At 57.7% G+C, this 20,206-nt stretch carries 16 protein-coding genes; 13 read left to right on the plus strand and 3 right to left on the minus strand.

Annotated elements, in window-relative coordinates; genetic code table 11:
* Positions 1 to 24 precede the first annotated feature (24 nt).
* From ABIB44_RS11550 to ABIB44_RS11610, 13 genes are all read left to right on the plus strand, one after another.
* A complete protein-coding gene (locus ABIB44_RS11550; RefSeq protein ID WP_354584816.1) occupies positions 25 to 1,227 on the plus strand; it encodes a hypothetical protein in 1,203 nt (400 codons plus the stop codon).
* Positions 1,228 to 1,514: 287 nt separating this feature from the next.
* Positions 1,515 to 2,237 (plus strand): hypothetical protein, encoded by a 723-nt coding sequence (locus tag ABIB44_RS11555; protein ID WP_354584817.1) that lies wholly within the window; start codon positions 1,515 to 1,517, stop codon positions 2,235 to 2,237.
* 24 nt (positions 2,238 to 2,261) lie between these two features.
* Positions 2,262 to 5,273 (plus strand): tetratricopeptide repeat protein, encoded by a 3,012-nt coding sequence (locus ABIB44_RS11560; protein WP_354584818.1) that lies wholly within the window; start codon positions 2,262 to 2,264, stop codon positions 5,271 to 5,273.
* A gap of 75 nt (positions 5,274 to 5,348) precedes the next feature.
* Positions 5,349 to 6,353, plus strand: a complete 1,005-nt coding sequence (locus ABIB44_RS11565) for an AAA family ATPase (RefSeq protein WP_354584819.1) — start codon at positions 5,349 to 5,351, stop codon at positions 6,351 to 6,353.
* 22 nt (positions 6,354 to 6,375) lie between these two features.
* Complete coding sequence (locus ABIB44_RS11570; protein ID WP_354584820.1) at positions 6,376 to 7,242, plus strand: DUF58 domain-containing protein; 867 nt, start codon at positions 6,376 to 6,378, stop codon at positions 7,240 to 7,242.
* Entirely contained in the window at positions 7,239 to 8,168 is a 930-nt protein-coding gene (locus ABIB44_RS11575) for a hypothetical protein (RefSeq protein ID WP_354584821.1), read from the plus strand. Before ABIB44_RS11570 ends, ABIB44_RS11575 begins: the two co-directional genes overlap by 4 nt.
* Before the next feature lie 4 nt (positions 8,169 to 8,172).
* The gene (locus tag ABIB44_RS11580; RefSeq protein WP_354584822.1) at positions 8,173 to 9,168 is read left to right on the plus strand and encodes a VWA domain-containing protein; all 996 of its coding nucleotides are present in this window, start codon (positions 8,173 to 8,175) and stop codon (positions 9,166 to 9,168) included.
* 7 nt (positions 9,169 to 9,175) lie between these two features.
* Positions 9,176 to 10,192, plus strand: a complete 1,017-nt coding sequence (locus tag ABIB44_RS11585) for a vWA domain-containing protein (protein ID WP_354584823.1) — start codon at positions 9,176 to 9,178, stop codon at positions 10,190 to 10,192.
* Positions 10,189 to 10,896 carry a tetratricopeptide repeat protein gene (locus ABIB44_RS11590; RefSeq protein ID WP_354584824.1) on the plus strand — a complete coding sequence of 236 codons (708 nt, stop codon included), beginning with the start codon at positions 10,189 to 10,191 and terminating at the stop codon, positions 10,894 to 10,896. The genes ABIB44_RS11585 and ABIB44_RS11590 overlap by 4 nt, the downstream gene beginning before the upstream one ends.
* Complete coding sequence (locus ABIB44_RS11595; protein ID WP_354584825.1) at positions 10,844 to 12,391, plus strand: hypothetical protein; 1,548 nt, start codon at positions 10,844 to 10,846, stop codon at positions 12,389 to 12,391. Before ABIB44_RS11590 ends, ABIB44_RS11595 begins: the two co-directional genes overlap by 53 nt.
* On the plus strand, positions 12,384 to 13,136 hold the full coding sequence (locus ABIB44_RS11600) for a tetratricopeptide repeat protein (protein WP_354584826.1): 753 nt from the start codon (positions 12,384 to 12,386) through the stop codon (positions 13,134 to 13,136). The genes ABIB44_RS11595 and ABIB44_RS11600 overlap by 8 nt, the downstream gene beginning before the upstream one ends.
* Positions 13,137 to 13,257: 121 nt before the next feature.
* The gene (locus ABIB44_RS11605) at positions 13,258 to 13,518 is read left to right on the plus strand and encodes a transposase (RefSeq protein ID WP_354584827.1); all 261 of its coding nucleotides are present in this window, start codon (positions 13,258 to 13,260) and stop codon (positions 13,516 to 13,518) included.
* Positions 13,519 to 13,575: 57 nt separating this feature from the next.
* A complete protein-coding gene (locus ABIB44_RS11610; RefSeq protein ID WP_354584828.1) occupies positions 13,576 to 14,397 on the plus strand; it encodes an IS3 family transposase in 822 nt (273 codons plus the stop codon).
* Positions 14,398 to 14,555: 158 nt separating this feature from the next.
* On the opposite strand, the gene ABIB44_RS11615 is transcribed toward ABIB44_RS11610, so the two are convergent.
* The 3 genes from ABIB44_RS11615 to carB all read right to left on the minus strand — a co-directional run.
* Positions 14,556 to 15,794 (minus strand): phage integrase SAM-like domain-containing protein, encoded by a 1,239-nt coding sequence (locus tag ABIB44_RS11615; RefSeq protein ID WP_354584829.1) that lies wholly within the window; start codon positions 15,792 to 15,794, stop codon positions 14,556 to 14,558.
* Positions 15,795 to 16,105: 311 nt separating this feature from the next.
* Positions 16,106 to 17,050: a Rossmann-fold NAD(P)-binding domain-containing protein gene (locus ABIB44_RS11620; RefSeq protein WP_354584830.1), complete on the minus strand. Its 945-nt coding sequence runs from the start codon at positions 17,048 to 17,050 to the stop codon at positions 16,106 to 16,108.
* Positions 17,051 to 17,204: 154 nt separating this feature from the next.
* The coding region (carB, locus tag ABIB44_RS11625; RefSeq protein WP_354584831.1) for a carbamoyl-phosphate synthase (glutamine-hydrolyzing) large subunit at positions 17,205 to 20,206 on the minus strand (3,002 nt) is incomplete at its 5' end.

The following is a 20,206-nucleotide window of genomic DNA, read 5'->3' on the forward strand; positions in this document are numbered from 1 at the left end:
TTCATTTCCAACAGTAAGCCCCCAATGAAATACCTCATTTTGCTCTGCCTAACCCTGTGCAGCACCAGGCTGGCCGCTCAGCACCTGGTGTACATGGTGGATGGTACCAAGATGCCCGGCAAAATTACCGAGATTACGGCGCATAAGGTCAAGTTTAAAAACTTGGAAGACCTTACCGGCCCTACTTACAGCCGGTCGACCGACGATATTGCGTTTGCCTTCAACTCCACGGGCAGCTACCTCATCTTTACGAAAGACCAGCAGCCCAGCAAGCAGGAAAAGGAAGACTTTATCAATCCCCCCTACCGCACCAATATTTTCGATGTGCTGGTGGACCTGAGCGGCAGTGCGCAGTCAACCACCATTACCAACGAAAGCGACACGGAGCTTAACTGCCTTATCAAAGGCAAGAAGGTAAAACTAGCCAAATCAGGCCTGTGCTGCGTCGTTCGCCGCGACGGCACCCATCAACTGTTTGTCGGTTCCCGCCAGGCATTGCCCCTGCTCATTTCAAACCGGGAAATTATTGGCAAGCTATTGACGGGAACCCCCACGACCCCGGCCCCGACCACTTCCGACCGCAGCCTGCCAGCCCCGGCACCGGCCCCGGCCCCGGCCCCGGCCCCGGCCCAAGCCCCGGCGCCTCCCGCAACCAAGCCACCAGTGAACCAGGTGAAAATCCGTCCGGCAACCGGCACGGCAAGCTTGCCCGAGACGGTGGAGTATTCAGAGCAGGAGTTCAAGAAAAAAGCGCTGGAAAAAACGAGAGAATTCACAGGATACCTCAAAACGGTTACCGCAGTCAACACCAACAATACGGCGTCCAAAAAGGCTATAAACCTGGCCTGTGCCCTTTTCTCGAATGAAGAAGCGCGGGTGGAGGTATCAAATGTGAACGCGCCTAGCAGCACCCGGTATCTGATACGGAATTACCTGACCCGGCTCATGCTTCGGAGCAGCCAGCTAGACAAGGTTCAGCTGGAGTTTGCTGAAGTCTTCAAGGTGTCGAAGTTTATGAAAGGAGCTGATGGCAATTATCACGCCTCCGTTTCTTTCGTCCAGAAATTCAAGGGGTTGATGGATGACAAGGTTACCTACGGTGACATTACCGAGCGCACCGTCGAAATCATTGTCAAGCCATATCAAAAAGAAGTGAACGGTGAGTCAATGATGGGCTGGGAAGTCTTTCTCGGCGACATCGGGGTGGTAGAAACCAAAAAGCTTTGATTTTGCCAGGGGCCGGCAAGTACCTCGAATGCTTTGCGGCTTTAGCGTGGGGCGCGTCGCCTTTGAGCCCCACCTTCTTGTCACCAGCCCGGGTAGCTGCAGCGTGCCGCCCCTGCTGCACATCAACACAGGAAGAAGATTGTCCAATTTGTCTATTTAAATCAGGCTTTTAGCGAACTGTCCCTATGTCCTACAAATTTTGGATGTTCCTGATAATGCTTTTCGCGCCCAACCTCCTCCTGGCTCAGAGCACGGAGAAGGAATACGGGTTGAATTTTGCCTGGCAGGTGAAGCAGGTTGATGAATTCATTGAGCGGTTCAATAACGACCCTTCCTCGTTCATCAACGAGTATGCCCAGAAGAGCGGACAGGCTGGGCCATTGACGCGGGAGAAGATGATTAAATCACTCTTCAATGCCAAGGCCAGCGGCTGGAACTACCAGCAAATCAACGATTTTATCAAACAGGTTAGCAGCCCCGATGCTCCTCAGTACCTTGACTTTAATGGCGACGGCTGGTTTGCCCGGGTTAAATGCCGCGTGCTGTGCAATGGCCGGCCGGAGGATGCCACGTTGATTCTACAAACCGATACATTGGCCAATGGCGCCTCAAAGTGGGTAATCGCGGACATCAATTTCTCGGAACGGGTTCGCCTCGCCCTGAAAAAAGACAGTGCCGAGGAGCTACTGCCCTGCCCGGCACCGGCCGACTCGACCACTTCCTACAACCCAATGAGCCATGCTACCGGGTTTCTCAACATCGATTTGGCTACCCGTAACCCGGAGAACATCAGCAATTTCGTCATCGGCCCCGGCGACCGCAGCCGAAACCTGAACCTGTTCATTGATGCCTGCCTGAGGAAACGTTTCAAAATCGTCAGGGCCAACTCTGTCACCTACAGCTTTCTGCAAATCAAGGGCTGGCGTATTGAAATCAGCCAGTTTACCCGCCAATCGATGAACTCGGGCTGGCTAATTAGCAAGCTTGCTCTTGTAAAAAAACGGTCTTAAGCAACTTTATTCAGCCGCTGGTATATGTGTACTGCTAACTTAATACCTGTCATCATTCCAGGCTTTTACGGGCGGCTCTGGTTGCTCCTAGCCCTGCTATTGCCCGTTACGGGGTGGGCGCAGGAAAAGGTATCGAAGCGCGATGCAGCCGAAATGTCCTTACAGGCCGAAGCCAAAGTCGAGGACCTGCAGACCCTCCTGAATTCCATCACTTTCAATGACGTGATAGATAGTGACATGCTCTCTTATAAAAAGGATAGCTACACTCCAACAAGGAATCAGATTTTCGTAGACGGAAATGTTATAGTTGAAGACGACACCGACCCCGATTACTCAAATAACACGACCAAGGACCTCATTGTCAGCAAATACCTCGATGTATTGGACCTGCAGTACGTAAAAACTGCTGATTTCAGCATCCTCTTTTCCAAAATACAGGTTTCCAAAATAAAGAAAAAGCAGTATTTCTACGTCAAAGTCACATTTGAAGAGGTCTTTAGCAGCACCAATAAGCTAAACGGGAAAACATACCAGCCGCGCATGCGCGAGGCGCTGGTGCAACTTGTCAACCAAGGCAATGGTAAGTGGCAGGCCCTGATTGCGGGCTTAACCTTTTATGAACCCAGTTCGGCAGATGCTGCCATCACGGAGGAAGACGTTCAGATTACTTCGGATGCCACGGCCACGGCCAGCATCGTATCCGATGAGGATTTTAAGCGGGAAAAGGAGGATTTGGTGTTTGCCCGTCAGCAGGAGGAAAAGAAGAAGCAGGCGGCGTTTGAGGAGTACATTGCCCTTGGCAACACTTACGCGCAGAACAAACAGTACAAGGAAGCGTTGGACCTATTCCTGAAGGCTAAGGATATCAGGTCACTCGTGCCTTCGCTGGATAAGCGCATCCTAGATAGCCGCCGGCTGGCAGCAATCTACACGTTTGAAGGCCTTAAAAGCCGGGCTGACCAAGCCAAAAGCGAACGACGTTATAGTGACGCGCTCCAGAACTACAAGCAGGCCGTGGATATTAAGCCAGAAGCGCTTCCACTTGTGTCGGACGACATGGCGTTTTTAACCCGCAAGCTCGCAGAGATTTCTCTGCCTAAAAACAAGTTGGAAGCGGGGAATTACCAAGGCGCAATTGATGCGTGCGACAAAGTTTTGAAGGAAAACAAAAAATCTAGCAATGACCTGTCCGAGTTTTATTTTATCAAAGGACAGGCATATGAACAGATGGCCGAGAAGATGGCCCTGGCGACCAAACAGCCAGCCGATACGCGCAATCTGGAACGGGCGCTAGAAAATTACACGCTGGCGATTCAGTCCTTTCCTAACTACTCCAGCGCCCGGCTGGCGCGGGCCGCATTTTATGCAAAGTATAAGCATGACTATGAGAATGCGGTTACGGACTACGATGCTGTAACTAACAACACCCTCGACTACTTTCCTGAAAAGCCCCGCTATCTGGTTGTGAAGGGTAAATGGAAGATTCTGCTTAAAAATACTTCGGGAGCCCTCGATGACTTCGCTAAAGCCACGGTCCTTGACCCCAATGCTGTTTCACCTCGGTTTGCGACGGGGGAGCTGCTCTATAATTTGCAGCGTTACCAGGAAGCGGTAATCAGCTTTGATGCAGTGCTCAAGCTGGACCCCAGAAATAGCTCGGCCTATTATTTCCGGGGCCTAAGCCAAGCGGGGCTGAAGGACGCGGCAAGCGCGGGAGGCGACTTCGGTTCGGGGGAAAAGCTGGGACTGGAACCATATCAGCTGAAGATGGTGGAAAAGGTGAGTAACGACTACTTAGAAGCCGGCCAAAAGGCCTTTAAAGCCGGGCTGCTTCCTCGCGCCGATAGCCAGTACAACAACGCCATTGCCGTGCGGCGCTGCAACTCTAAGGCCTGGCATGGGAAAGCCGAGATTCGCTTCGTAACCGCAGAGCAACAAGCCGCTAATCCTCACTCAACGGCTTCCCGAGATAACTACAACCAAGCCATTGAGCTTTATCAGAAAGCGTTGGAGTGCGATAGTCGGTATTCGGATGCCTCCTACAAGACCGGCCAAGCTTATCACCGCAATGCCAACTATGAGCAGGCTTTGAAAAGCTACGACGACGCCATTAAAAGCGACGCTAATAACGTGGAGGCGTTCATTGGTCGGGGCAATACTCGCTTGGCCTTAAAGCAATATTCGGAAGCAATTCCTGACTTTTCCCGAGCCGTGACGCTGCTTCAGTTCAACCTAGTGGCGGCCCGTAAAAACAGCCAGAAGGACGAGATAATGCGAATTAGCAACCGGCTTTCCGTGGCCAACCAATTAATTAGCGAGTCCTGGTACCACAAGCGCGACTTTGCTAAAGCTATACTTAACGCGGACCAAGCGTTGGGATTCAACGAAAAGAACGCGGAAGCCCTATATTGGAAAGGACTGGCTGCGGAAGGGCAGAAAGACGTGTCCAAGGCGTTGAAATGCTATGCGGAGGCCATTCGCTACACCCCCCATTACAAGTACTACTACGCCAACGGCAAGGCATTGCTCGGCGCGGAGAAGTATGAGCAGGCCATCAGCAATTTTACGCAAACCATCCGATTAGATACGCTGCCTATCATCCGGGATTCCCGCTACCTGCGCGGGTTGAGCTATTTCAGGAGCCGGCAGCTAGACCTGGCATTCAAGGATTTTACCGAATACAATAAGCGGGCGGAAGCCGCCGATAGCTTGTTTTTTGCGGACTTTGGCATGCTTAACCTGTATCTTAACCACGACGCGGACGCCATCGAGCAATTTCAACATGCGCTGAGTCAGCGCCCTAATCAAGCGCGGGCACTTTATGGCCTGGGGTGCGCCTACGCCAAAGCCGGGCAGTTCGATAAGGCCCTCAAGCAATTTGAGCTTGCTTTTCGAACCCACCGGCTGCGCAAAGAGGACGTCCGGCTGGAAGAAGAAACGTTTCTGGTAGAACTCAACAAAGTCAAGGCCCACCGCAATCAATATGCGCAGCTGAAAAAAAGTATAGCTCCGCCCACCGCTTCGGTAACCAACTAATCTGCTAGCCTACGGCTACGTCGACATGAGCGATTGCCGAAGCATCCAACTGCCCAAAAGCCTAACAACATTGCGATGAATGCAGCTATAGAAACAAGCGTCTGGGAACAGCTGGAAAGGGAAATTGAGGAGGAAAGTGCAGCCGTAGACCAACTACGGGCTGCCCTCCGGCAGACCATTGTGGGCCAGGAGGACCTGCTGGAGAAGCTGCTAGTGGGCCTGTTCGGCAACGGCCATATTCTGTTGGAAGGCGTGCCCGGGCTGGCCAAAACCCTGACCGTAAAAGCCCTGGCGCAAGCCATCAGCGCGCAGTTCTCGCGGGTGCAGTTCACTCCCGACTTGTTGCCGGCGGATATTCTGGGCACCATGATTTTTAACCTGCACACCAACGAATTCAGCGTGAAGCAGGGGCCGATATTCTCGAACTTCGTGCTGGCCGACGAAATCAACCGCGCGCCGGAAAAGGTGCAGAGCGCCCTGCTGGAAGTGATGCAGGAGCGGCAGGTGACCATTGGGGGCACTACCTACCCACTGGCGCCGCCCTTCTTGGTGCTCGCCACCCAAAACCCCATTGAGCAGGGCGGCACCTACGAGCTGCCGGAGGCGCAGATGGACCGCTTCATGCTGAAAGTACTCATCGGCTATCCTTCTCTGGAGGAGGAGCGGCTCATTATCCGGCGCAACCTGGAGGCTGATGCGGATGTGCGGCCGGCTACCTTTCCGCTCGCCAGCATTCTGCGGGCGCAGGAGCTGGTCAAGCGCATTTACATCAATGAGCAGGTGGAGGATTACATCCTGAACCTGGTTTTTTGCACCCGTTTTCCGCAACGCTATTCGCTGGCGCACCTGCAGCCCCTGATTCGGTTCGGCTCTTCGCCGCGGGGAAGCATCAACCTGGCCCTGGCGGCCAGGGCCTATGCTTTTCTGCAAAAGCGTGGGTATGTGACGCCCGACGACGTGCGGCACGTCGCGCACGATGTGCTACGGCACCGCATCGGCCTGACCTACGCCGCCCGCGCCGAGAACATGACCTCCGATACGATTCTCCAGGAAATTCTGGGCCGGGTGCCCGCCCCCTAGCCGCCCTCATCTACCTGTGCTCATGGAACTTACGGAACTCATCCAAAGCATTCAGAAATTTGAGCTGGTCTGTGAGAAGCTGACCCGGCAGCAGTTGGCGGGGCTATTCAACAGCACGTTTCACGGCCGGGGCTGGGCCATTGACCACATCCGCCGGTACGAGCCGGGGGATAATGTCCGGGATATCGAGTGGAATGTGACGGCCCGGCTGCGGGAAACCTTCGTCAAAACGTTTACCCAGGAAAAGGAGCGGCTGGTTTGGATTCTGATTGACGTGAGCCGCTCCATGATGGTGCAAGCCCCCGGACGGGGCAAATACGAGGTGGCCGCCGAGGTGGCCGCCGCCATCGCCTTCAGCGCCCTGGAAAGCCAGGACCAAGTGGGGGTGATTCTCTACAGCGACCGCATCGAGCGGCTGATTCCGGCTGCGCGCGGGCGCCTTCATTTCTGGCGCATTGCCCGGGAGCTGGTTGGTGTGCGGCCGCAGGGCAAGGCAACCGATACGGCCGGCGCGCTGGAAACCCTGTTGCGGCACAAAACCAAAAGCAGCCTGGTCTTTCTGCTTTCAGATTTCATTGGCGATGACTACGAGGCGCCTTCGCGGGTGCTGGCCCACCAGCACGAGCTGATTGCGCTGCGCATCAACGACGAAAGCGAGCAACGGGCACCGCGGCTTGGCTGGATGCGGGTGCAGGATGCGGAAAGCGGCAGCGCCCGCTGGCTGAATACCTCGGCCGCCTCCTTTCAGGCGAAGCGGCAGCAGCAGTACCAAAAAGTGGCCGACCGATTCCGGCAGGCTTACCACGACACCAACACCCGGCAGCTCACCCTGGGCATTCAGGGCAACTACCGGGAAGAGCTGATTACCTTTTTGCAACACCGCCGATGAGCTGCCTTGCCGCCACCTTCGCCGCCCTGCTGCTTGCCCCCGGGGGCGGGCCGGGGGCGAGCGCCCGGCCCGCCGTGACGGTTCGGGTCAGCTCCCGCAGCTGTCTGGTTGGCCATCCGGTCACGCTGACGCTGCAAACGACCCAACCACCGGGCACCACCATTCGCTGGAACTTGGTTGATGAGAAAATAGCAGCGGACACCGCCGTGGCGATTTTGCAGGTTTCTACTCACGCATTGGGCCATGCCACGATGCGGCACGATGTGGTGTTTACGCGTGCGCAGAGCGGCACCTATGATTCGGGCCGGCTGTGCGCGCTGCTGGCAAGGGGCAACGCGGTGCCGGATACCCTGGTCGTGCCGGGGGTAAGGCTCCGCTTTCAACCGGAAGCCCCTCGTTTCGGCCTTCACCCCTTAAGGCCGGTGATGAGCGCGCAGCAAGCCGGGCTGCTTTCTAAAACCGGCGTATTGGCGCTGGCTACTCTGGTGCTGGGCACCGGCGGGGCGCTCTGGCTGGCATCTCGCCAGGCCAAGAATCGAGAGCGCCGCGCCGGGGAATTGCGGGCACCGGCACCCACCCGGCAGCAGACCCTGCTCGCCATGGAGGAGCTCGAGCGCCAACTGGCGGCCGGCTCCCAGGCCAGCCGTACAACGCCAGAGCACCTTTACCGCATCCTGACCGCCTACTTGGCGCAGGAGCAGGCCGATAATGAGCCGGTTAGTGCCCCAGAAGTGCGCGCGCCCCGTACGCTGGTCACGGAACCTGACCGGGCCGGGCGCGCCGGCTTCAACGGGTTGCTGAACGAGTTGAGCCGAATTCGTTTTGCCCCGCACCGCTGGGGGACGGATGCGCTGCCGGGGTTGCTGGCGCGGGCGCGCGAGCTGGTCGGGGCCGATGAAACCACCACTTTACCCGAAAAGCCCTAGCGCCATGCAGCACGTTGCTTTTCAGGAACCCGCCTGGCTGTGGCTGTTTCTGCTGTTTCCGCTGGCCTTGGACCTGCACCTGCGCTACTGGCGGCGGCAGCACCCCACGCTGCAATTTGCCAGCCTGCCCGAGGCCCAACCCGCCCGCCCCCAATACCTGACGCCGCCCGACCTGCTGCTGCTGCTGCGGCTGTTGGCGCTGGCCGGCATCATCCTGGCCCTGGCAGACCTGCGCACGGCCACCACTACCCGGCAGCAACAGCCGCCAGCGGGGGTCGATATCATGCTGACGATGGACATTTCGAGTAGCATGCGGATTGAAGACATCAAACCCAACCGCCTAGAAGGGCTGAAAAGCGTTATCCGCCGCTTTGTGGCCGGCCGCTCGGCCGACAGAATCGGCCTAGTCGTGTACGCCGGCGAGAGCATCATGTGGTGCCCTCTGACCCGTGATTATGGCTACCTGATGCAGCAGCTCAACCGTTTGGACGAGCCCGCCCTGGCCGATGGTACGGCCATCGGGGTCGGGTTGGCTTCGGCTGTGCAGGCCCTGCGCCCGGGCCTCCACCGGAGCAAAGTCATTATTCTGCTGACAGACGGCGAGAATACCACCGGCTTTCTGGAGCCGGCCGTGGCCGCCGAACTGGCCCGCCGGAACGGCATGCGGATATACACCATTGGAATTGGGAGCATGGGCCGCGCGCCCTGGCCCTTTTATGACCTGAATGGACGTAAAACCTACCGTTATGTGCAGGTAAAGATTGACGAGCCGGCCCTGCAAAACATGGCCCAACGCACGGGCGGCCAATACTTCCGGGCCCGCGATGCATCTTCGCTGCGCCAGATATACGCGCAGATAGACCACCTGACGCAAGCGCCGGCCGGCTACCGCAACCAAACGCAGTTCACGCTGCACTACCGCTGGTTTCTGCTGGCCGCCATCGGAAGTCTGGCGCTGGCCGAAATATTAAGAATCACCCTTTTGCGCAGCCTGGCTTAGCCTTTTTATGAGCAGTTTCGCGCCCTCTTCTTCTTTGTATCTGCTGTTGGTTCCGGTTGGGCTGGTGGTGGCCGGCTGGCTAAGCCGTGTTCAGAACCGGAAACTAGACCGGGCGGCGGGCAAGGGTGGCTGGACTCTGATTTCGAGCAAGAGTCGCTGGCTGTTCCGGGTCCGGCTGGTGCTGCGGCTAGCGGCTATTGGGGGGCTGCTGGTGGCCGTGGCCGGTTCGCGCCGGGCTATTCCTGGCCTGGCACCGGCCGCCCAGGCCATGCCCCGGGTCGTGTTCGTGGTCGATGTATCCCGCAGCATGCTAGCGGCGGATATTTTGCCAGACCGCCTGACGCAAGCCCAGAAGGTCATCACAGAAACCGTGCGCCGGCTGAGCGGAGAAGAAGTGGGCATTGTGGCGTTTGCCGGAAACGCGCAGCTGCATCTGCCGCTCACTACTGATTACGGGGCAGTGGAACGGGCCTGCCAGGCGCTCGCGCCCAGCCTGGTAGGGCGCCAGGGCACTTCTCTGGCCGAGGCGTTGGGTGTGGCGGGCCAGGTGCTGGTGGCGTCTCGTGAACATCCCCGCCGGCTGCTGTGCCTGCTTTCGGACGGCGAGAGCCACTCGGCCGGGTATGCGGTGCTGGCGGATTCGCTGCGCCGCGCTGGGGTCGAGTTGGTGGTCGTCGGCGTGGGCACTCCGGCGGGTTCTTTCATTCCGGTGGGTTCGCCGGGCAGTTCTCCGTCCGGCTTCAAAACCACCCGTAGCGGACAGCCTATTCTCAGTCGGCTCCACGAGGACCAGCTGCTTCGCCTGGTGCAGGGGCAGCCCGACCATTACACCCGCCTTGGTTCCTGGCAGCGCACCGTGCCTATGCTGCTGAAACACATCCAGGGCCCGCCACCGAAGCACGCCTGGGCTTCGGCCGACGATGACAAACCATTCGCTGGCTACCAGTTGTGGCTGCTGGTCAGTTTAGGGTTGCTGGTAGTGGAATTGTTGCTACCCACCGGATTTTCAGCGTCGAAGCCATGAAAATCATCCCGTTTATTCGTCGCCAGTGGATGCTTCTGCTGGGTACGCTCGTGGGCTTGGGGGTGCTGTGGCAACTAAAGCTGCCGGCGCAGGTCGGGCACACGGTCAGCTTTGCCCGAGGCGTTGCGGCCTACCGGGCTTCAGCCTACGACGACGCCGAAATCTTTTTTCGGCAGCTACCCATTGCGCCGGCCCAGGCTGGCCCAGTGCAGTATAATCTGGGCAATGCGCTTTACCAGCAAGGACGCTACCCCGAAGCCCGGGCTTGTTACCTAACCGCCACCCACGCTGCCGATAGCTTGGTGCGGGCTCGGGCCTGGGCCAACCTCGGCCAGTTGTATTACCGCACCCAACGGCTGCCCGATGCCTACGCAGCCTACCGGAGCGCGCTGCTACTGGCCCCTGACGATGAAGCCATCCGCCAGGATTTCCTCTTTGTCCGGCGCCATTTCCTCGCCCGCACCAAGCGCCCTGCCCCGGCCTCCGCTGCCGATAAGGCTCAGCAACCGCCAAAAGGGGCCGGTGCCCCAAGCCCGAAGGGCCCTCAACCTGGCCCGCCCCCGAAGCCTTCCGCTCAGCTTTCCAACCGCGACATCCAGGACATCATGGGATTGATTGACGAAAACGAGAACCGGGTGCGGGAAAAAATGAGTGATTCCCGCCAGCGGGGCAGAAAGCCAGAATCCGATGAGCAAGACTATTAAGCAGACGGGGAACTCAGGTGTGGCCACCGAGAGAGTGCCCGATACCAGTGGTGCCGCCCAGCGGCCGCCGGGCCGCCGGGCCGGCGGCCAGCGCTTCTGGCTTGCACTGGCCACGGTGCTGCTGCGTTTGGCGCTGCCCGCCGCGGCACAATCTGGCAGTGAGCAGACCAGCGAGGAGGTTTTTATCAAGGCCGAGCCTAGCAGCCGCCAAGTATATATCGGTCAGGCCCTGACCATGCGCTATTTGCTATACTACCGCGTTCCGCTGGTTGACCCGGACGAGGAGAACTCCCTATCATTTCCCAATTGCTTCGTCGAGGAATATCCGCCGTCGTCCCAGGAGCAGAAGAAAACAATCGACGGGCAGCGCTATCGGGTGAAGCTGTTGAAGCAGTTTCTCATCATTCCCGAACTGACCGGCCTGCAGCCACTGCCGGTGCTGAAGCGCCGCTACCGGTTTATGGCTGCCCCATCGGCCGAGGACTTTTTTGGGCAGCCCAGCATGACGTCTCGCGATGTGCAATCAGCAGCGCTCAGCTTGCAGGTCGAACCGCTGCCTGCCAGTCGGGATTCGGTGGCTTTCTGTCGGGCAATCGGGCAGTTTCGGGTGAAGGCCAGCTATGAAGTTTCCCCCAAAGCCGACAACATGCTGACCGTCCGCATAAAGTGGGCGGGCCCGGGCAACCTGCGCAAGTTGCGGCTGGCGCCCCCCGTGCTGCCGGCGGGCGTTGACTTGTTTAACAGCCATCGGCGGGAGGAGCACCGGCTAGTCGCCAGCGGGATGATGGCCGAGGGCGAGTATTCGTACAACGTGGTGACCCAGTACCAGGGGCATTACCGGCTGCCGGGGGTACGCCTGTCGTACTTCAATCCGGCCCAGGGCCGCTACGTGGTATTCAAGGATTCCGCGTTTGCCTGGGCCGTGACCCAGGGCCTCCCAGTTCCCCGGCTTGGCCAACCAAACAGTTCCACCGCCCAGAGAGACAATACGCTTTCTTACAAGCACTCCCTTTACCAGGACAATCGGCTGCGGCTTTTTACCAGCTCCCCGGCCTTTTACGCCCTGCTGCTGGCTTCGGGTGCGCTGCTGCTGGCCATGCTTGGTCATCAGCTCCTACTTCAGTACCGGGCGGCAACCATTGGCCAGCACCGGCACCGCAAAGCGCATAAATGGGCCCTGCGCGACTTGAAACGGCTGGAACGGAACACGCAAGCCGGGGTCGAACCGGGCCTCTACTACCGCAGCTTATACCTCATTCTGGTGGATTATTATTGTCGCCGGCACGGCAGCACCCGCCAGGAATATGCATCCTCCAATCCAGTCTTGCACTTGTCCCGGCTTGGGCCTGCTCCTTTGCGCGACCGCCTCAGTGCCTTTCTCGGCAAGCTCAACTGCCTGCGCTTTTCCGCAAACCCACCGGCCACCGCCGACCGACGCTACGGCACCGATTTACTGCACTTAATAGATGAAATAGAATTTTATCCCCATGCGTAACGGCATCCTCTATTTAGCCTTGCTGCTTGGCCTGACCGGCTGTTTGGCCCATCAGAAGCAGTCCAGCTTGCTCTTCGAGCGCGGCAATAAGGAAGCCGCCGCGGGCAACTACCGCAAGGCCCTTGCCATCTACCAGCAGCTTGACCAGCAAGGTATTGAGCGAGCGGAGCTGTACTGCAACATGGGCAATGTTTACTTGAAAACTGGGCGACTAGGACTGGCGCGCTATTATTATGAGCATGGCCTGCGGCTGGCTCCCTGGGACTCGCAGATACTGGCGAACCGACGTCTAGTTTTACAACGACTGGACATTAACACCACTCCACCCACTATTGCGGAAATACCTCGATTTCAATTTATTATCAACAAAGCAACAGAAGTTTCCGTTAGCGGCCTGTTGCTTGGTGCTGTGGTGGTATTGATATCCGTTTATGCTGGTAACAAACGCTATTCCCGGCAGCTGAGCATTGTAGCAAGTACACTTTTAATAAGTGGCGCAGGGCTGGTGATAATTTTGCTGTTTCTAAGGCTCTGGTCTGGTCAAGATGCTGCCATAGTTGTTGCACATGGTAGTGCCGTACGAATGGGTCCTAGCGAAGCAGCCCGACAGATTGCTCAAATAAAGGAGGGGCAAAAAGTGTTAGTAGTTAAACAGTATCGAGGCTGGATAAAAGTATCTACAACTACTTCTCGGCAGGGGTGGATTAAGCTTTCTAGCGCTGCTCGTTTACACAGCGAGGAATAATGAGGTGGTCCATTTAAGCTATACAGTTTAGAGTAGTAGTTTGAAGAAGTTGTTGGTGAGTGAGGTGGTCTGAGGTGGTCTAGCTAAAACGGACAGCGGGAAGTCTTAACTTCCGCTGCTCATGACTGAAAAACTGAATCCTGGTGGATTGCCCACTACCCGTAAGCAATACACGCCGGCTTTCAAGGCCGTGTGCGTCCGCCAAGTATCGGCCGGTGCCCGGCAAAGCGACGTGGCCCGTGCCCAAGGCATTTCGCCGGCGTTCTGGGCCGCTGGCAGCGCCAAGCGCTGGAACAAGCCGTGCCCAGCAGTGCCGAACGGGCAGAAATCAAGCAATTGCGCGCCGAACTCCGGCGCGTGGAAATGGAGCGCGACATTTTAAAAAAAGTCGTGACCACCTGCCAAATGCTTGAAGCGCATTTTCCCAGCCGCCTCAGTCATGAGCCGCTACCAGTTCATCCAAGATTGCACGGAACTGTGGCCTGTGCAGGTGCTTTGCCAGGTGCTGGGCGTCAGTTGCGCGGGCTACTATCAGTGGCGGGGGCGTGCCCAGCCAGCGCCAGTCCCGTGGCAGGTGGCGGCGCAGGCCGCCTTCCTACGCCACGCCCGGCGCTACGGCACGCGCCGGTTGCGGGCTAAATTGCGCGCCGAAGGCCATGCCGTGGGGCGCTACGCGCTGCGCTCGTGGCTGTACCGGCACGGGCTGCGGGCCCTGAGCACTCGCCCGCAACGGCCCCGCACCACCGTGGCCGACCCGGCGGCCGTGGTCGCCGAAAACCGTTTGTTGGGGCAGCCCGCGCCCACTGCCCCCGACCGTGTGTGGGTGGGCGACATTACGTACTTACCCCTGGTGGGCGGGCGCTGGTGCTACCTGGCTACGTGGCGCGATGCCTGCTCTAGGCGTGTGGTGGGCTGGCACCTGGCCGCGCAGATGCCCACTGAACTCGTGCTGCTGGTTTTGGAACGGGCCCTGACGCTGCGCCAACTCGCGCCGGGGTTCATCGTCCACGCCGACCGCGGCAGCCAGTACACTAGCGCCGCTTGCCGGGCCCGCGTTGCCCAAGCCGGGGCCGTGCCCAGCTTCAGCCGGCCCGGAAATCCTTCCGATAACGCTCAGGCGGAGGCCGGTTGGAGCACGCTCAAAACCGAGCTGCTGCCGCACGGCACTGCGTTCGCCTCCCTCGAAGAAGCCCGCCTGGAAGTGGCGCACTACCTCGACACCTACTTCAACCTCGACCGCCGCCACTCCGCCCTCAGCTAACGCTCGCCCCACCAATTCGAACACGACTTCAAAATCAACCTATCTTAGTTCGCTGTCTGTTTTCACTGGACCAACACAATCAAGTTGCGGTGTAATCCTAGCGCATACAGTGCAATTCGTTATTGTGAGAATTGCCAAGTTAACTTATTCCCCACTTATCAACCCCAGGCATTTTCCATCTGCTTGCGTTTTTCTGTCGTTGCGATTGCATGATAGGGCTTCATAGAGCGGTGATCCGTGTGTCCCGTAATCGCCATTACGACGGCAGCGTCCATGCCGCGTTCGAAGGCTTGGGTTACAAAGGTTTTGCGCCCCATATGCGATGACATGAGCTCATGCTTAGGTACCCATTTAATTGTTGTCTTGGAGCCCTGATCTTCAACAATTTGCACTTTGGCATCTATGCCACAGAACTTTCCCAGTTCTTTTACATAGCTATTAAATTTTTGCTGTGATAGCTTATGAAAGCCTTCGGGGTATTTTGAAAGAATGGGTCGTGAATAAGAATTCAATTTTACTTCAGTCCATTGCTCTGTCTTAATGGTGCGTAGTCTCAATGTGTCGTCAGTGACGTGTGCTGGTGTTACACGAATGAAATCTGAGTGCCTCAGCCCGGTGGCACAAGCAAACACGAGCATGTCGCGCAGTTTAGTGTGTCGCGGTTCCGCTGTGAGGTCGAAATGATGAAGTAGGTCTAATTCAGCTTGGGTAAGGTACACGATCGGCTTTTGTGTCATGGGCAACCGTTTGAATTTGCGAAAGGACGAGTTGAGGGTCAAACCGCGTTCCCCAGTATAGCCCATCACCACTTTGACGCGTTTGATTTGGTTATTAGTTGTTCCATTGGTCATCTTCTTTACCTGGGTTAGGAAGGTGATGAAATCATAATAAAAAAGGGTGTCTATGTTTTCCAAGCCCAGCTTGCAGTGCTTGAGAGCGACGAAGGTCCGCAAATGGTTGAGCGTTGTCTTGTAATGCTTGTAGGTTCCGTGGGCTTTGGTGGCCCTGGTGGCATTGATGTATTCTTCAAAGAGCTCCAGAAAATCTAGAGCCTTTGCTTTCTTTTTCTCTTTTTCAGGCGCTGGTGGAGAATCTGCGTTCGTTTTGTCTTTAAATCGTTCGGTGACATATTCCAGCGTTGGCTCAACCTCCGCCATGTTAGCTGCGATAATAATTTTGTCGAGCCGGCCTTTTACCTTTTGCACGTGCGCGTTTAGCTCCTGCACTTCCACACTGCTGCCGATAACCTTTTGGTGCTCGGCGTCCCACTGCTTGGGTGCTACACTGCGGCCGGTACTGAATTTCTTTTTGTCCGACTTGTAGGTGTACTGCGCGTAAATGGTGGTAGTGCCCAGGTCTTTTCGATCACTGCGAATGAGGAGCTTTACAGAGGCCATTATGTTGCTTGGTCGAGTGTATGGTTGAGTCGATATCCTTAGCTGAACAAATGTAGTAAAGGAAAAAGTGGGACCGCGAGTGGGACCGCAAAATACAGTTCAGTCAAGTGAAATGAGGTCAGAGAGCTCAATAAAAAGGCCTTTTTAGAGCGTTTAAAGTTAGTATTCGTACAAGTATGGTAAAACGTAGGTGATCCCAGCGGGATCACAGCAAAAGCCCCATTCTGGCAACAGGATGGGGCTTTTTCATTGGTGTTGGGAGGTCAGGTTGCAGACTGCGCAAAATGCCGGGCTGATTATAGCCGCTGGAGCTACTTCAGTAGCTCATGCAGCACGGTTTGCATGGAAATGGTGCGGTTGCCGGCTTCCTGAATGATGAGCGAGCCGGGTGCGTCGAGCACGGCGTCGGACACTTCCACATTGCGGCGCACGGGCAGGCAGTGCAGGAATTTGGCGGTGTCGGTGAAGGCCATGTGCTCGGGGGTGAGCATCCAGGCGGGGTCGTTGCCGAGCACCTGGCCGTAGTCGAGGTAGCTGCTCCAGTTCTTGGCCTGCACGTAGTCGGCACCTTCCAGGGCTTTCTGCTGGTTATATTCAATACGGGCACCTTTGGTGAAGCGCGGGTCCAACTCGTAGCCTTCGGGGTGGGTGATGACGAAATCCACCCAGTCGATTTCCGAGAACCAGTCGCAAAAGGAGTTGGGCACGCACTGGGGCAGGGCGCGCACGTGCGGGGCCCAGGTGAGCACCACTTTCACGCGCTCCTTCTGCTTGGTTTCAGCTACCGTGATGAGGTCGGCGAAGCTTTGTAGGGGGTGCAGGGTAGCGCTTTCCAGGCTGATGACGGGCACAGTGGCGTACTGCAGTATCTTGTTGAAGACGACTTCGCCGTAGTCCTCGGCTTTATCCTTGAGAGTGGGAAATGTGCGCACGCCCAGCACGTCGCAGTACTGGCTCATTACGGCGATGGCATCCTTGATGTGTTCCTGAGTGCCACCGTTCATCACCGCGCCGTCGGCCATTTCCAGGGTCCAGGAATCGGCTCCGGCGTTCAGCACCCAGGCTTGCGCGCCCAGGTTGTAGGCCGCCTTGATGGAGCTGAGCCGGGTGCGCAGGCTGGGGTTGAAGAAGATAAGGCCGACGGTTTTGTTGCGCCCGATGTGCTGGTACCCGTAAGGGTTAGCCTTGATTTCCAAGGCTTGCTGCAACAAGGCTTTATAGTCGCCCGCATCGGCAAAGGAGGTGAAATTTTTCATTTAATGGTATTTCTTAACTCAAAAAGAACGTTATGCTGAGCTTGGCGAAGCATCGCTACCATAGTAGTAACCAATGCTGATTTGCCGAAGCAGTGGAGATGATTCGACAAGCTCAGCATGACGTTCTGGGTGGATGTTTTACAACGTTCAATGATTACATCGCCTTATACTCATTCCAGCTCTTAATTTTCAAATCCTCCATTCCCAGCGTGCAAAAGGCGCGGATGAATGCCTTGGCCAGCCGCGCATTCGTCAGCAACCCGATGCCCGAATCCACGGCCGTGCGGCGGATTTTGTAGTCGTTATCCAATTCGCCTTTTGAAAGGTTTTTGGGGATATTAATGACCAGGTCGATTTTCTTCTCCTTCAGGTAGGTCAGCACGTTGGGTTCCTGCTGGTCGTCGGGCCAGAAGAGCAGGCTGCTGGGCACGTTGTTTTCGGCGAAGAAGCGGTGGGTGCCCTGGGTGGCGTAAAGCTGGTAGCCGCGCTGCACCAGCAGCTTACTGGCCGAGAGCAGCGCCACTTTCGACTGGAGGGGCCCGCCGGAAATGAGCACCGTTTTCGCCGGGATTTTGTAGCCCACGCTCAGCATCGATTTCAGCAGGGCTTCCTCGGCGGTGTCGCCCAGGCAGCCGACTTCGCCGGTGCTCACCATGTCCACGCGCAGCACGGGGTCGGCGCCGGGCAGGCGGGTGAAGGAGAACTGCGGGGCCTTCACGCCCACGAAGGGCAGGTCGTAGACCCGCTCGCTCTCGTCGCGGGGTACTTGCTTGCCCAGCAGCACCTGGGTGGCCTTTTTGATGAGGTTGTTGCCCGAGATTTTCGACACGAAGGGGTAGCTGCGCGAGGCCCGCAGGTTGCACTCAATCACGCTGATGGCCCCGTTCTTTTCCAAGAACTGGATGTTGAACGGGCCGCTGATGTCGTAGCGGCGGGCCACCTTTTCGGCGATGATTTTGAGCTTGCGGATGGTGCCCACGTACACCCGCTGGGGCGGGTAGTACATGGTGGCGTCGCCGGAATGCACGCCGGCAAACTCGACGTGCTCGGAAATGGCGTAGCTCACGATTTCGCCTTTATCGGCCACCGCGTCCAACTCGATTTCCTTGGCTTCCTGCATGAATTCGGACACCACCACCGGGTATTCGGCGCTCACTTCCTTGGCCGCTTTCAGGAATTCTTCCAGTTCGAAGGCGTTGGAAACCACGTTCATGGCCGCGCCCGACAGCACGTAGCTCGGCCGGATGAGTACCGGGTAGCCCACTTCGCGCACGAACCCGTTCATGGCTTCCAGCGAGGTCAGTTCCTTCCAGCGCGGCTGGGCAATGCCCAACTCGTCCATGATGCTGCTGAACTTGTGGCGGTTCTCAGCCTCGTCGATGTGCGCGGCCGTGGTGCCCAGAATGGGCGCGTGGGCTTCTTCGAGGCGCATGGCTAAGTTGTTGGGAATCTGGCCGCCGGTGCTCAGAATCACGCCGCCCGGCTGCTCGAAGTCCAGAATGTCCATCACCCGCTCGAAGCTCAGCTCCTCGAAGTAGAGCCGGTCACTCACGTCGTAGTCAGTGGATACGGTTTCGGGGTTGTAGTTGATGAGGATGGTTTTGTAGCCCTCCTCGGCAGCCGTTTGCACGGCCTGCACGCCGCACCAGTCGAACTCGACCGACGAGCCGATGCGGTACACGCCCGAGCCCAGCACCACGATGGACTTGGCGGTTTCGCGGGCCAGGTCGTTTTCGGTGCCGTGGTAAGTGGTGTAGAGGTAGTTGGTTTTGGCCGGAAATTCGGCGGCCAACGTATCAATCTGCTTCACTACGGGCAGCACGCCCAGGGCTTTGCGGCGGGCGCGCACGCGCAGCTCGTCGGCCTTCACGTCGCCCTCGCCCAGCAGCTGCACGGCAATCTGCTGGTCCGAAAAGCCGGCTTTCTTGACTTCGCGCAACAGCTTGGTTTCTAATCCATCGAGGCCGGTAGCGCGGCCGGCGGCCAGTTGCTGGCCCAGCTCAAAAATGGTGTACAGGCGCTGCAAAAACCAGTGGTCAATCTTGGTCAACTGATGCACCTGCTCCAGCGTGTAGCCGGCCTCGAAGGCGTTGTTGATGGCGAAGATGCGCTCCTCGTTCGGCTCGCTCAGCAGCTGGTCAATCGTGTCGAGTTCAATGTTTTCGGGCCGGTTGGCTACGAAGCCGCGCTTGCCGGTATCGAGCATGCGCAGGCCCTTCTGAATGGCTTCCTCGAACGATTTGCCGATGGCCATCACCTCGCCCACGCTCTTCATGGCTGAGCCAATCTGGCGGTTCACGCCCGAGAATTTGCCCAGGTCCCAGCGCGGCAGCTTCACCACCACGTAGTCGAGGGCCGGCTCGAAAAAGGCTGAGGTGGTCTGCGTGACGCTGTTTTTCAGCTCGGCCAGCGAGTAGCCCAAACTCAGCTTGGCGGCTACGAAGGCCAGCGGGTAGCCCGTTGCCTTCGAGGCCAGCGCCGACGAGCGCGAGAGGCGGGCATTCACCTCAATCACCCGGTAATCTTCGGACACGGGGTCGAGGGCGTACTGAATGTTGCACTCGCCCACGATGCCCAGGTGCCGGATGGTTTGGATGCCAATGCTGCGCAGCTTGTGGTACTCGCGGTTGCTCAGCGTTTGGGACGGAGCCACCACGATGCTCTCACCGGTGTGAATGCCGATGGGGTCGAAGTTCTCCATGTTGCAGACCGTGATGCAGTTGTCAAACTGGTCGCGCACCACTTCGTACTCCACTTCCTTCCAGCCCTTCAACGATTCTTCCACCAGAATCTGGTCGGAAGTCGTGAAGGCCTGCCGGGCCAGGGCGCGCAGCTCGTCCAGGTTGTTGGCGAAGCCGCTGCCCAGCCCGCCCAGCGCAAACGCGGCCCGCACGATGATGGGGAAGCCAATGGTTTCGCCGGCGGCCAGGGCCTCGGCCAGGCTGATGCAGGCCACGCTGCGGGCCGAGAGCACGCCAATCTGGTCGAGCTTGACCTTGAAAATCTCCCGGTCCTCGGTGTCGATGATGCTCTGCACGGGCGTGCCCAGTACCTGCACGTGGTACTGCTCGAACACGCCGGCGCGGTACAGGGCCACGGCGCAGTTCAGGGCTGTTTGGCCGCCAAAGGCCACCAGAATGCCATCGGGCCGCTCTT

It is taken from the genome of Hymenobacter sp. UYCo722 (assembly GCF_040547115.1).
Lineage (GTDB): Bacteria > Bacteroidota > Bacteroidia > Cytophagales > Hymenobacteraceae > Hymenobacter.